Annotated in this window: 10 protein-coding genes and 1 pseudogene; 8 read left to right on the top strand and 3 right to left on the bottom strand. The window is 67.1% G+C overall.

Annotated elements, in window-relative coordinates; genetic code table 11:
• Positions 1 to 378: 378 nt before the first annotated feature.
• A complete protein-coding gene (locus ACP4IX_RS05720; protein ID WP_426554901.1) occupies positions 379 to 1809 on the bottom strand; it encodes an endo-1,4-beta-xylanase in 1431 nt (476 codons plus the stop codon).
• Positions 1810 to 2854: 1045 nt separating this feature from the next.
• On the opposite strand from ACP4IX_RS05720, the gene ACP4IX_RS05715 reads away from it, so the two are divergent.
• On the top strand, positions 2855 to 4279 hold the full coding sequence (locus ACP4IX_RS05715) for a non-reducing end alpha-L-arabinofuranosidase family hydrolase (RefSeq protein ID WP_426523702.1): 1425 nt from the start codon (positions 2855 to 2857) through the stop codon (positions 4277 to 4279).
• 195 nt (positions 4280 to 4474) lie between these two features.
• On the opposite strand, the pseudogene ACP4IX_RS05710 reads toward ACP4IX_RS05715, so the two are convergent.
• Together ACP4IX_RS05710 and ACP4IX_RS05705 are read right to left on the bottom strand one after the other, a co-directional pair.
• Positions 4475 to 4593 (bottom strand): annotated as a pseudogene (locus tag ACP4IX_RS05710) (IS5 family transposase); the annotation flags it as partial.
• Between the two features lie 31 nt (positions 4594 to 4624).
• A complete protein-coding gene (locus ACP4IX_RS05705; protein ID WP_426523701.1) occupies positions 4625 to 5890 on the bottom strand; it encodes a cytochrome P450 family protein in 1266 nt (421 codons plus the stop codon).
• Between the two features lie 146 nt (positions 5891 to 6036).
• On the opposite strand from ACP4IX_RS05705, the gene ACP4IX_RS05700 reads away from it, so the two are divergent.
• The 7 genes from ACP4IX_RS05700 to ACP4IX_RS05670 all read left to right on the top strand — a co-directional run bounded on the left by ACP4IX_RS05700 (position 6037) and on the right by ACP4IX_RS05670 (position 13212).
• Entirely contained in the window at positions 6037 to 6195 is a 159-nt protein-coding gene (locus ACP4IX_RS05700) for a transposase (RefSeq protein WP_426523720.1), read from the top strand.
• A gap of 36 nt (positions 6196 to 6231) precedes the next feature.
• On the top strand, positions 6232 to 6354 hold the full coding sequence (locus ACP4IX_RS05695; RefSeq protein ID WP_426523700.1) for a hypothetical protein: 123 nt from the start codon (positions 6232 to 6234) through the stop codon (positions 6352 to 6354).
• 1042 nt (positions 6355 to 7396) lie between these two features.
• Positions 7397 to 7990, top strand: coding sequence for an ATP-dependent Clp protease proteolytic subunit (locus ACP4IX_RS05690; protein ID WP_426523719.1), 594 nt, complete (start codon positions 7397 to 7399; stop codon positions 7988 to 7990).
• Between the two features lie 52 nt (positions 7991 to 8042).
• Positions 8043 to 8711, top strand: coding sequence for an ATP-dependent Clp protease proteolytic subunit (locus tag ACP4IX_RS05685; RefSeq protein ID WP_426523699.1), 669 nt, complete (start codon positions 8043 to 8045; stop codon positions 8709 to 8711).
• 549 nt (positions 8712 to 9260) lie between these two features.
• On the top strand, positions 9261 to 9986 hold the full coding sequence (locus tag ACP4IX_RS05680; protein ID WP_426523698.1) for a dienelactone hydrolase family protein: 726 nt from the start codon (positions 9261 to 9263) through the stop codon (positions 9984 to 9986).
• Between the two features lie 1163 nt (positions 9987 to 11149).
• Positions 11150 to 12217 carry a methyltransferase gene (locus tag ACP4IX_RS05675; protein WP_426554899.1) on the top strand — a complete coding sequence of 356 codons (1068 nt, stop codon included), beginning with the start codon at positions 11150 to 11152 and terminating at the stop codon, positions 12215 to 12217.
• 248 nt (positions 12218 to 12465) lie between these two features.
• Positions 12466 to 13212 carry an SDR family NAD(P)-dependent oxidoreductase gene (locus tag ACP4IX_RS05670; protein ID WP_426554898.1) on the top strand — a complete coding sequence of 249 codons (747 nt, stop codon included), beginning with the start codon at positions 12466 to 12468 and terminating at the stop codon, positions 13210 to 13212.
• Positions 13213 to 13252: the final 40 nt, after the last annotated feature.

Below are 13252 nucleotides of genomic sequence, written 5' to 3'. Positions count from 1 at the left end.
CGTGTCGACGGTCGGACAGTGGTTCCTGCCGCTGCAGATCGTCGACTCGAAGCCGTCGATCAACGGCATGGCAGGCGGTAGCCGGGGTGGTCTTCGAACTGCCCCACCATGAGGCAACCGCGGGTCCGCCGCCCCAGCCCGAGGAGTGACGGAGTCTGGATCCAGGCGGTGGACGCGGGTCGGCCAGCCAGGCATGCACTGGTGTCCACCGTCGCGGCCCCGGCGGGCACGGGACGCACCGCGGCGGGCATGCCGATCGCGAGGGCCGCCGCCGTTACGGCGGCGGCCCGGGACCCTCAACGGAGTCTTCCTGGAGGGGTGGAGCAAGCCGCACTGCAGGCCGTCATCGATACGTGCCCTCTTTTGCGGCAGGTCCCATCAGGTGTGGGTCCAGCGTTGGTTGCTGCCGTTCGAGCAGGAGTAGAGCTGGATCAGGGTGCCGTTGGCGGTGCTGCCTCCGACGGCGTCGAGGCAGAGGCCGGACTGGACGCCGACGATGGATCCGTCGGAGTGGAGGCGCCATTTCTGGTTGTCGCCGCCCCAGCAGCTGTAGATCTGGACTTTGGAGCCGTTGCCGGTGCCTGCGGCGTCCAGGCACTTGTCGCCGTAGACCCTGAGCTCGCCGGTGTCGGTGTGCGTCCACTGCTGGTTGGTGCCGTCGTGGCAGTCCCACAGTTGCAGCTGGGTGCCGTCGGTGGTGCTGGTGCCGGGCACGTCCAGGCAGCGGCCCGAACCGACGCCCTTGATCTGTCCCGACTCGGTAGGGGGCGTGGTGGAGCCGCCGTTGAGTGCGTTGAGGACGGCGGTGTAGGCGGGCTTCTTGCTGCCGTCGCCGTTGAACAGCAGCGGCGTCTGCTCCGATCGCCAGGAGTCGGTGTCGCGCACACCCCAGACGGTGATGCCGAGGCAGCGCGGGACGGCCAGGCAGTCGTTGGTCACGTTGGCGAAGGTCGAGGCCGGGGCGCCCTGGATGTCGAGTTCGGTGATGGCCACGTCGACACCCAGGGCGGCGAAGTTCTGCAGCGTGGTACGGAAGTTGGCGTTGTAGGGGCTGCCGCTGTTGAAGTGCGACTGGAAGCCGACGCAGTCGATCGGCACGCCGCGCTGCTTGAAGTCCCGGACCATGGCGTACATCGCCTGGGTCTTGGCCCAGGTCCAGTCCTCGACGTTGTAGTCGTTGTAGCAGAGCTTGGCCGCCGGGTCGGCGGCGCGCGCGGTGCGGAAGGCGACCTCGATCCAGTCGTTGCCGCTGCGCTGCAGGTTGGAGTCCCGTCGGGCTCCCGAACTGCCGTCGGCGAACGCCTCGTTCACGACGTCCCACTGGGTGATCTTGCCCTTGTAGTGGGCCATCACGCCGTTGATGTGGTCGATCATCGCCTGGCGCAGTGCGCCGCCGCTGAGGTTCTGCATCCAGCCGGGCTGCTGGGAGTGCCAGGCCAGGGTGTGGCCGCGCACCTCCTTGCCGTTCTGCACGGCCCAGTTGTAGACGCGGTCCGCGGCGGCGAAGTTGAACTGGCCTCTCTGCGGTTCGGTGGCGTCGATCTTCATCTCGTTCTCGGCCGTCACCGAGTTGAACTCACGGTTCGCGATCGAGGTGTACGTCGAGTCGCCCAGCTTGCCCGAGGCGATGGCGGTGCCGAAGTAGCGGCCGCTCTGCGCCGCCGCGGCGCCGAGCGTGCTCTCGGCGGCGTGCGCGGACGGTGGCGCGACCAGTGCGGTGACCGCACCGAGGGCGCCGACGATCAGCGCCAACAGCAGGCGGTGGACCTTCTGGCGAGCAGCGGATCCGGGGAGGGCATACGAGCCCATTACTGTGCCTCCAAGGTAGAGATCACGGAAGGACCGAAAGCGCAGGGGGGTTGTGTCGTCCGCTGCCCTGTGGCAGACGGACGGACGGGCGGGCCGGAGTCCGGGCAGCGCGGGATCACCGGACAGCGCGGTCATGGGACGGGACGATCTCCGACACAGGGGCGGGGCTACTCCATCGCGGCTCAGCCGGGGGACCGCCACGCGGCGTCGGGTGTCTCTCCCGCTGCGTGAAGAGCCGGGACGCGCTGGTGCGAACCTCACCGGAACGAAAGGGATGGCGCAGGTGCCTCGGTGCACGGATCCGTAATGCGGTGGTGCGCGGACCTGCCGTGCAGCACGGCGTGCCCGAAGGCCGACGTTGTTCGAAATGTCGACCTGCGGCCGGTCCTCAGACAAGAATGATTGGGCTTTGACGATGTATCGTCAACGCTTTTGGAAGGACAAGTTTCATTCTTCTGTCCGAAACTTTCGAGACCCTGTTGAGGCGGGTGGCGGCTCCCAGTTCCAGCGCGGGGTTGTTCGACGGCGTGAACCCCCTGGTCGATGTGTGTGGGACCCTCCCCACTCCGGAGCCAGGTGTGCAGAACCCGGCCGCTTGTCACCATGACGAGCGACATTTCACGCATGGGCTCTCGTAAACGTTTCGGCGCCATGGGCGACACATGCGAAGGGTATTGACGCCGTTCGCGGGCTCCCTATCATTCAGGGTGCTCGACACCCCGATCCCTGTTCGGTATGACGAACACCTCTTAGTCGCTCCGTCGCGCGGCAGGGCAACTCCCCGTCGCGCCGGCGGAGCGCAGACCGCAAGGAGTCGTGGTGCGCGTATGTCATGGACTTGCCAGGTCGTCGTCGACGCCGCCGACCGCCATGCCGTCCAAGGGGCCGGGCGCCACCGGTCCTCCAGAAGGCCGTGAAGGGCCTGGACGCCACAAGCGGTCTGCCGTGGCGCGCACGGACCGCCGCACACCGCACCGCACCGACAGTCCGGACGCCCTCTGGCGAGGCCGGCCGGAACCGCTCACCCAAGGTTGAGGAAGTCCCCATGCGCAGAGGAAATTCGAGCCGCAGGCATCCGTCTGCGGTGCTCGCCGCCCTGGTTGCGGCCCTGGCCGCGTTGGCGGCGCTGCTCGTTGCCACCACCACCACGGCTCAGGCGGCCACCAGTGGCGCCTTGCGCGGTGTTGGTTCGAACCGGTGTCTCGATGTGCTGGGCGCCGACCAGACCAACGGCACGTACCTGCAGATCTACGACTGCTGGGGCGGGACCAACCAGCAGTGGACGCTGACGGACGGCAATCAGTTGACCGTGTACGGCAACAAGTGCCTGGACGTTCCCGGCCACGCCACCGCGCCCGGGACGCGGGTGCAGATCTGGGCCTGCTCCGGCGGTGCGAACCAGCAGTGGCGGGTGAACGCCGACGGCACGGTCGTCGGTGCGCAGTCCGGGCTGTGCCTGGAGGCGGCCGGCGCCGGTACGGCCAACGGAACGGCGGTGCAGATCGGGACGTGCAACGGTGCCGGCAACCAGAAGTGGACCGGACTGACGCCGCCGACGGACGGCCCGTGCACCCTCCCGCCGACGTACCGGTGGACGTCGACGGGGGTGCTGGCGCAGCCGGCGAACGGGTGGGCCGCGGTGAAGGACTTCACCACCGTGACGCACAACGGCAGGCACCTGGTCTACGCGTCGAACGTGTCGGGATCGTCGTACGGCTCGATGATGTTCAGCCCCTTCACGAACTGGACGGACATGGCGTCGGCCGGCCAGACCGGGATGAACCAGGCCGCGGTGGCGCCGACGCTGTTCTACTTCGCGCCCAAGAACGTCTGGGTGCTGGCGTACCAGTGGGGTTCGTGGCCGTTCATCTACCGCACGTCGAGCGACCCCACCGACCCCAACGGCTGGTCCTCGCCGCAGCCGCTGTTCACCGGGAGCATTTCCGGCTCCGACACCGGCCCGATCGACCAGACCCTGATCGCCGACGACCGGAACATGTACCTGTTCTTCGCCGGTGACAACGGCAAGATCTACCGGGCGAGCATGCCGATCGGGAACTTCCCGGGCAACTTCGGCTCGTCGTACACGACGATCATGAGTGACACGAAGGCCAACCTGTTCGAGGGCGTACAGGTCTACAAGGTGCAGGGTCAGAACCAGTACCTGATGATCGTCGAGGCGATGGGCGCGAACGGGCGCTACTTCCGTTCCTTCACGGCCTCCAGCCTGAGCGGCTCGTGGACCCCGCAGGCCGCCAGCGAGAGCAACCCCTTCGCGGGCAAGGCCAACAGCGGGGCCACCTGGACCAACGACATCAGCCACGGTGACCTGGTCCGGAACAACCCCGACCAGACCATGACCATCGACCCCTGCAACCTGCAGTTCCTCTACCAGGGCAAGTCCCCGAACGCGGGGGGCCCTTACGACCAACTGCCCTGGCGACCGGGCGTCCTCACCCTGCAGCGCTGACCTTCCCGATCCACGTGGGGCGTGACGTGGCGCGGTCCGCAGGCGTGTGGGCGATGACGAGAGAGGGGAAGAAGACTGCTTGACGCGGACCCGCCCCCAGCGCGTCGGCGTCCTCGCCGACGCGCTGGGGGAAGCGCTGGACGACGGGGACCGGCGCTTCGGCGCATGCCCTTGACCTCGTCGAGCGGTAGGGGAAAGGGTCTCGTGCTCGCGAGCGAGGCGGCGGTGGAGCATCGGCCAGCCGTAGGTCCGCTCCACCGCCCACCGTTTCGGATCGGTGTGGACCCTCTGGCTCCAGAGGTGCGTTGGACGATTCCGCCCGTCAGCCCGCCCGCGGCGGGCGTATCACCACCGCACCGGCAGCTCCCGCACCCCCCGGAGCAGCATCCCCGGGATCCACTCCCCCTGCTCCCCGTCCGCCGTCAGCTCCGGGCAGCGCTCCAGTAGCGTGCGCAGCGCCACCTCGGCCTCGAGGCGGGCGAGGGGGGCGCCCAGGCAGTGGTGGATCCCGTATCCGAAGGCGACATGGCCCCGGGTCTCGCGCTGTACGTCGAAGCGTTCCGGATCGGGGAAGCGCGCCGGGTCGTGGTCCGCGGCGGCCATGGCGATCAGCACGATGGCACCGCGCGGCACCCGTACGCCGCCGATCTCGGTCTCCTCCAGGGCGATGCGCGGCGTGGTGGTCTCCACCGGCCCGTCGTAGCGCAGCGTCTCCTCCACCAGCCGCGCCGCCAGCTCCGCCGGATCGGCCCGTACGGCCGCCAGCTGCTCGGGGTGCGCGAGGAGGGCGCGTACCGCGTTGCTGATCGTGTTGACCGTCGTCTCGTGCCCGGCGACGAGCAGCAGGAAGGCCAGCGAGAGCAGCTCGTCCTCGGTGAGCCGGTCGCCGCCCTCGTCGACCGTGTGGACGAGGGCGCTGAGCAGGTCCTCCCCGGGGCTCTCCCGCTTGGCGGCGATGAGACCCCTGAGATACGGCATGACCTGCTCGTACGCCTCCTTCTCCGCCTCGGGGCTGGTGGGCGCGAGGGTCTCGTTGGACCAGGCGCGGAAGGAGTCGCGGTCCAGGTTGGGGACGCCGAGCAGTTCACAGATGACGGTCATGGGGAGCGGGAAGGCGAACGCGTCGATGAGGTCGGCACGGCGCGCTCCGTCCGCCGTCATGCGGTCCAGCAGCTCGTCGGCGATCTCCTGGACGCGCCCCCGCATCCCCTCGACCCGCCGGGCCGTGAACTCCCGCGCCACCAGGCTCCGCAGCCGGGTGTGGTGGGGCGGGTCGCTCATCAGCATGTTGGCGTTGCCGAGCATGTTCAGGGCGTACGGCGGGCGCCAGCCGGCCTGCCGCCACTCGCGCTGCCAGTCCCGGCTGAGCTGCGGGGAGTTGAAGGCCTCGCGCGCGGCCTCGTACCCGACCACGAGCCACACGATCCCCCTGTCGGGCGCCACTACCTGGTGCACCGGACCGCGCTCGCGCAGTCGCGCGTAGGCGGTGTACGGGTCGGCGTCGAAGTCGGGGCTGAGCGAGGCGAGCACCTCGATCCCGTCGGTGCCGTCGGGCCGGTCGGTGCTGTCGGGTATCGCGGGGTCGGAGGCGGCTGTCTCGGTCTCGGTCACGACGCAAGTCCCTTTCCTCAGGCCCGGGTTACCGGCCCCCGCCGACCACTCCGAGCACGGCCGCTCACTTTAATCCCGCACCCCCACCCGCACAACTGCCCGCTCTTCTCATTACTGACCTTGAATGCGTGATGTCGGCACGGTGAATCGAGGAGTCCGGGCAGGGGGTTCTCACTGACGGCGAGTGGGCCGTGCTGGAGCCGCTGATGCCGGTGAGCAGCAACCGGTGCGGCCGGTGGCGGGATCACCGACGAGTGATCAATGGAATCATTTACCGGATCAGCACCGGAAAGCAGTCGGTGTGAACTGCCCGAACGCTTCGGCCCGAAGATCGCAACACGGTGGAACGGGCCATCGGGAAGCTCAAGCAGTTCAGATCCGTCTCCCCCCGCTACGACAAGCGCGGCTACGTCCACCTCGGCACTGTCACCGCCGCCGCCCTCCTCATCTGGCTCCGACCGTGATCGTGTGCGGGAGCCGCTGATCGGGCGATCCGTCCTCAGCGTCGGACCAGGCAGAACGGATGCCCTGCCGGGTCGGCATAGATGGGAGCGGCCCCGGCCCTCGAGGTCCAGGAGCGCGGAGACAGAACCCGGATGCCTTCGACCGGGTCGGGGCCGGGCGCGTAGGGCGTAGCCGGCAGACGGCGAGCCACGCGTGGTCGGCGATCAAGCGGCGCGTTCCGGCGGTGAGATGGATCTCGGGGGTCGTCGTCCGAGACCGGCACGATCGTCCCGCCGAGCTGGTGGCGGGTGTCCCGGAGCAGGTCTGGGTGGTCCTGCCAGGAGAAGCTCTTGCGTCCTTCGGGCCGGGCGTCCGGGCGGGGCCGGTGGACCAGGCGTGAGCGTTGTCCGGGCTTGTGGCAGGCCAGGGCCGCGACCGGGAGACGGCCGCGGGAGCGGCCCCCGGACGCGGACGCGTTCACCGGCGGCACCCGTACACCTTCCAGCAAAGCGAGGCCATCACACCGCGTTCACCAAAGCGGCAAGAAACATCAACAGAATTCGCTTACCAGAGCCACCTGCGCGGGTGCGTCGGCAACGTGCCTGTGCGGACAAGCCGGCTCCGTCCCTGTGCTTCGACGTGCTTCGACGTGGAGTTCCGCCGCATCGTCCGTGCTGTCCGCAGAGGGGGCCGGGCAACCGCTTTGCTCCTGGCCGAATTCAAGCGTCGATTATTTCCTTATGCACCATTTTTTGCATACGTCGTCTCGGTTCCGCTGCCGTCGAGGCCGCCCGGGTGGCTGAACTCCGCCTGGTTTCAAGCCAATTGAAACTCCGTCACATCCTCCGCTCTGAGCGAACAGCTTGTCAACTCCCCCTGGATAGGGGTGGCGTGCGTGTTAGCTTCGTTGGGCGCGAGGGGGCGAGTGGAGTGCTGCTTCCGGTTCCCATTGGCCGGATAGCAGCCGAACGGACTCAGTCCAGGCCCTTTAGTGGACACGCGACGACAGAGGAGTGGAATCCCATGAGCTCTCGGCAGCTGCCTCTCGAAGCAGGACAGATGATGCCTTACGCCCGCGGCGGTGCCGGTGATGGGGTCAGTGTGGACGCGGTTTACAACCGCCTCCTCGAGGAGCGCATCATTTTCCTCGGCAAGGAAGTCGACGATGACATCGCCAACCGCGTTACCGCGCAGATGCTGATGCTCGCCACGGACCCGACCCGAGACATTTACTTGTACATCCACTCACCGGGCGGTTCGGTTACCGCCGGCATGGCGGTCTACGACACCATGCAATACATCAAGAATGACGTCGTGACCATTGCCATGGGATTCTGTGCCTCCATGGGCCAGTTCCTTCTCACCGCCGGTGCGAAGGGAAAGCGGTTCGCATTGCCGCACACCAAGATTCTCATGCACCAGCCCTCGGCCGGTCTCGCCGGGTCGGCCTCGGACGTCAACATCTACCTGGACCAGTTGGTCCGCACCAAGCGGGAAATGGCTGAGCTCATCGGGCTCCACTCCGGCCAGGACACCGAGACGATCACCCGTGACTCTGACCGGGATCGCTGGTTCACTGCCCAGGAGGCCAAGGAATACGGCCTGATCGACGAGGTGATGACCGCGGATCACCCGGGCCTTGGCGCTGTCGGCTAGTCGGCCGCCCCACGGACCAGCACATCCACTCACCTCGGGAGGACCACGCCCAGTGACCGCTTCTCTGCCCACATCAGCCTCGCCCCCGTTCGGGTCCGGTCACTTGCGTCCGGAAAGCCGTTATGTCGTACCGCGCTTCGTGGAGCGTACGTCGCAGGGCACCAGGGAGTACGACCCCTACGCGAAACTCTTCGAGGAGCGCGTGATCTTCCTCGGCACTCCGGTCGATGACGTCGTGGCCAACGACATCATGGCCCAGCTCTTGTGCCTCGAGTCGCTGGACCCCGACCGGGACATTTCTCTCTACATCAATTCACCCGGCGGTGACCTCACTCCGCTCACCGCTGTCTACGACACCATGCAATTCGTGCGGCCCGACATCCAGACGGTCTGCCTCGGGCAGGCCAGTTCGGTGGCCGCCGTGATCCTGGCGGCGGGCACCCCCGGGAAGCGTCTGGCTCTGCCGAGCGCTCGGATCCTCCTCCAGCAGCCGCACAGCGCCGGCACCCAGGGCCAAGTGTCCGACCTGGAGATCCAGGGCCGTGAGATCCAGCGTCAGCGAGAGCTGATCGAAAGGCTTCTCGCCAAGCACACCGGCCGGGACGTCGCACAGATCAACAAGGACGTCGACCGAGCCCACGTCCTTACCGCCGATCAGGCGCTGAAGTTCGGACTTGTCGACCAGGTGGTTGCTCCTCGCACCGTCGCGAGTGTGCAGTGATGCAGCGGGTTGCAGCGGCCTGAGGTTCGACTGCGAGGGCAGTCCCAGGAGAGTGCTGGCGTCGAGGTGATCACCTTCCGCGGGTGATTCTCCGCAGGATCCTCCAGGGCTGTCTGCCGCAGGAGGTGCCGTGCGCGGCGCTGCTCTGTCGACGGGGTCGGTTATGGGCCCGCCCCCGCCCTGCGAGTTCCTTCCCCTCCTTCCTCTCCTTCCTCGCTTCCCTTGTATATATGGGAAGCGGCACATGCCGGGCCCGGTCTCCGGATGGCCGTCGTCGGCGATCGTCACGATCTTGCCGACGACGGCCGTCGTGCTGGACGAACCCCTTCCCTGTCCTGCAGGCGTCGAGGCTGTCGGCGGAGGGCGCGGCACGTCGTGACATCGACCGTTGCCGAGGTCCCCGGCGGCCTGTACTCCATGCCGGTGACATGCCGGGACCGAGATCGGCGGCCTGTCGGCCATCGTCGCAGTTCAGAGAGGTTCCAGCGTGGTCCGGCCGGCTCTGTCGGTTCGATCGTGCCGGCCGTGAGGTCGCTACAGTTCGTTCCCATGAGCACGGTTACCACACGCTCGGTCGCCTACCCGGCCGACGGGCTGACGATGGTCGGGCACCTGGCGCTCCCGGCCGGCGCCGACCGTCGGCCCGCAGTCCTGGTCGGGCCCGAGGGGACCGGACTGAACGACTTCCAGCGCAGCAGGGCCGACGCCCTGGCCGAGAGGGGGTACGTGGCGTTCGCCTTCGACATTCATGGCGGACGGTGGTTCACCGACCCCGAAGAGATGATGGCCCGGGTGATGCCCCTGCTCGCGGATCCCGACCGGATGCGGAGGATCGGTCACGCGGCGCTCGACGTGTTGCGTGCCGAACCGCGGACCGATCCCGACCGGATCGCCGTCATCGGCTACGGCACCGGGGGCGCCATCGGGCTGGAACTCGGGCGCGACGGTGTCGACCTGCGTGCGATCGGGACGGTCAACGCCCTGACTACGGGCCGACCGGGTGAGGCGGCGCGCATCCGCTGCCCCGTGTGGGCAGGGGTCGGATCGGAAGACCCGATCATGCCGCCCGCGCAACGGGACGCTTTCGCCGCCGAAATAATGGCCGCGGGAGTCGACTGGCGCCTCGTGGTCTACGGCGGTGCGTTGCACGCCTTCCACCACCCCCCGGTCGACCAGCGCGTGCGCCCCGGAGTGGGCCACCACCCCCGACACGCGCGACGTGCCTGGAGTGACGTCGTCGGTCTGCTCGACGAGTGCGTGCCCGTAACGGCGTGACGCTTCCAGGAGTATTCGCGGCCGTGCCGTAGCCACGTCACGCCCTGCTCCGCGAAGGCGGCTGTCGTGCCTCGACTCAGCCTGCCGTAGATCATTTACGGGACAGCCCTGAGACCGGGCCGGTGTCGTGCCGGACGGACGCCCGCGAGGCCGACGTCGCCGAGCCCCGGAGTGGCGACGTCCCTGCCGTCCCGCGTGCGCCGCGTCTCCTCGGGGTCCCGGCGCAACTCGTTCCCCATGTCCCGATGCGGTTGCGGGGGAAGCGTCCGCAGCCGGTCGCCCGGCCGCTGCCACAGATCACGGTTGCCCCCAGTCGCCGAGCCGCTGACGAGCCTCTCGCCCTCGTCGCCTGCCGTCTCGTCGGAAGCAGCAAGGCAACTCAACGGGTAACAGTGCGCGGCTCCGTGTCTCCGTACTTCGTCGATGTCTCGTAGCGGGTACGGAGTAGGCGCGCTGCTGGGCGTCGGGACAGGCGGCGTAGGTGGGATCGTAGTCGCCGGAGGTGCATCAGGGATCTTCGTGGGTTGGGTCGGATCCCGGTCATGAATGTGGCTGCGAACGGCATCAGAAAATACAGGAAACCCCTGGCCGGCCAAATACTTCTTGGTCTTCTCCGACGCTAGGGCGTCTCGCAGACGTATTCCGGAGCGGATCCTCGACAATGATCGACAAAGGGGCGTCGCGATTCCGGTGTTCTGTCCGTTTTGGGAAAGATGATGCGGCTGCCTGCCGCTCTATCCAATGGATGATTTTCGGCCTCTTGATCGCTCAGGCTGAGGTCAGGGCCGGGGCTCCTTCGGCCAAGAATGAAGCGGTGCAGGGGTGGGAGCGATCGATTCACGCCATCAACGAGGGGGCTGGGGGCGTGAATGGTCTTGTGCGGTTCTCGGGTTCGGTGTTGCACTCTTAGTGCATCGCGACCTTAAACGGATTCGTCATTCGGACAGGGCGCGTCAACGGGGAGGGAACTTTCGATGATGCAGGTGAAGGCGACGATCTAGCTCCGCCCCTTTGGTGCCGCGCCCCCGGGACGGGGTGCGGCACGCTGCGTGGATCTCGCTCCCACTGTCTGCCTCAATGCCGCTAATCGGTAAAACCGGACGTTGCTGGGTTCCGCCACGACACGACACGGCCGAGGGTGCACGCCCGAGGCTCGTAGCACCGTGAAGGAGATCATCATGACCAAACCGTCGGCGACCGCCCTGGACGAGCTGTGGAAGCTGGTTTATACCAGCTTTCGGTTCCCGTTCCTGCACGCCGCACTGCGCCTGAAGTTGTTCGCTCTGCTCAAGGAGCGGCCAGGCAGTACTCGCGAAGAGATAACCCAGGCCCTGGAGCTGGAGGAACGGGCGGGTCACGTGCTGCTGCTGGGGTGCAGCACCTTCGAGCTCGTGCGCAAGGAAGACGGTGGTTACCACAACACCGCCGCGACCGATATCCTCGCGGGCGATCCGGACGAATTCATGCCGGTCATCATCCGCTACACCCACGAGATGTTGTATCGCCCGATGGGCTGGCTCTACGAATCGCTGGTGGAGAACGACAACCTGGGGCTGGACCGTGAGCTGCTCGCCGGCTCGTCGGCGACCACGCTCTACGAGCTGCTCGGCGAGGACAAGAACCTCGAAAAGGTATTCACCGCCATGATGGAACATCAGAGCCGCTCGGTGGTCGAGGACTTCGTCAACTCCGTGGACTTCTCCTCCTACCAGCATGTACTGGACGTCGGCGGTGGCACTGGAACAAACGCCATCGCCTTCGCCCGGCGGTGGCCGCACCTCCAGGCGACCATCCTCGAACTCCCCAACGTGGCGAAGATGGCGGAAGAGCAGATCGCCGAGGCGGGTCTCGTCGACCGTGTTCACGCTGTCGGAGCCGACATCTGGCAGGAGGAGTTCCCCACTTCCCACGACTGCGTCGTATTCTCTCGATTCCTTGAGATCTGGTCGCCGGAGCAGGTTCGCGACCTTTTCGCGAAGACCTACCGGGCGTTGAAGCCGGGAGGACACCTGGTGATCGTCGCCTGCGCCCAGGACGACGACGAGACCGGTCCCGCCCACGCCGCGTTCATGTCGGCGTACGTGCACACGATCGCGTCGCCCGAGGGCCGCATCTACACGCCGCAGGAATTCGAGCAGTGGTACACCGAAGCGGGGTTCGAGCCGATGGACCGGCAGTACCCCGGGCGGTTCGACGTCATCCTGCGCGCCCGTAAGCCCGACGCCGGCTGAGCAGGCCCACGGCTGAGGGCATGTGTCGCTTTGTGCCGGTGGGGGCGTGCGCCAGGCTCTGCGGCGGATTCGCCGCAGGCCCCTGCCCGGCGCCCTCCGTGCGCCCTGCCGCGGCTCCGCCGGCGCGAGCCGCGGCAGCGTCCTGGCGGTCGGCGGTCGGCGGTCGGCCCGGCGGGGTACGTCTTGCCGGCCGCCGTGAGGTCGCCACGGTATGGGAAAGAACGGACAACCCACTATGCGGAGCTTGAATGAAATCGCCTGACAAACTGGCTGTAGTTACCGGTGGAACCAAGGGGATCGGGCTCGAATTCAGTCGCAGGCTCACTCGGTTGGGATATCGGGTAGTGGCCACTTTTCGCAGTGACGAGGATGCGGCGCACCAGGCCGCGCGAGAGATGAAGAAGGACCTTTCGGTCATCCAGTCCGATGTGTCGGATCCCGATGATGTGGCGCGGCTGGCCGAATTGGTGTATGCCGGTCACGGTATTCCCCAAGTGCTGGTCAACAATGCTGGACTGAACATAGACCGGCCCGTTCTGGAGATCTCCGACGCGGACTGGCGCCAGGTGCTGGACACGAATCTCTCGGGTCCGTTCTACATGACCCGGGCGTTTGCTCCGCACATGTTGGAGGCCGGCGGTGGTTCCATTGTCAACATCGGTGCGACCACAGCGATCCGCCCCCGGCTGAACGGCGCAAATTACTGTTCGAGTAAAGCGGGATTGCTCCACCTGACCAAGTGCCTGGCAATGGAGCTCGCCCCCAGTATCCGGGTGAATTGCCTCATCCCAGGAATGATCGACACGGAGGAGATGCGGACTCGGTTCCGCCTCGCCGAGCCGGAGCGTATGAACGCGCTTCTGGATGAAATACCGCAGCGGCGGATCGGTTCCACCGATGAGATGGCGGACGCCCTGGAATTCCTGGTGAGTTCGGGAGCCACTTACATCACGGGCCAGAAGCTCATCGTGGACGGTGGCCAGTTCATGTGGTGAAGGACTCGGGCGCGGTCCGGAGATCGTGAACCGATAACTG

The sequence above is a fragment of the Streptomyces sp. WG5 genome, from assembly GCF_049974565.1.
Taxonomy (GTDB): Bacteria; Actinomycetota; Actinomycetes; order Streptomycetales; family Streptomycetaceae; genus Streptomyces.
The sequence above is the reverse complement of the archived record's forward strand: the minus strand, read 5'-3'. Positions and strand labels throughout refer to the sequence as shown.

Coding starts and splice junctions, on each gene's coding strand:
- ACP4IX_RS05680 (WP_426523698.1), top strand. CDS start 9,261: ATGAGCACGGTTACCACACGCTCGGTCGCCTACCCGGCCGACGGGCTG.
- ACP4IX_RS05720 (WP_426554901.1), bottom strand. CDS start 1,809: ATGGGCTCGTATGCCCTCCCCGGATCCGCTGCTCGCCAGAAGGTCCAC.
- ACP4IX_RS05690 (WP_426523719.1), top strand. CDS start 7,397: ATGCCTTACGCCCGCGGCGGTGCCGGTGATGGGGTCAGTGTGGACGCG.
- ACP4IX_RS05715 (WP_426523702.1), top strand. CDS start 2,855: ATGCGCAGAGGAAATTCGAGCCGCAGGCATCCGTCTGCGGTGCTCGCC.
- ACP4IX_RS05670 (WP_426554898.1), top strand. CDS start 12,466: ATGAAATCGCCTGACAAACTGGCTGTAGTTACCGGTGGAACCAAGGGG.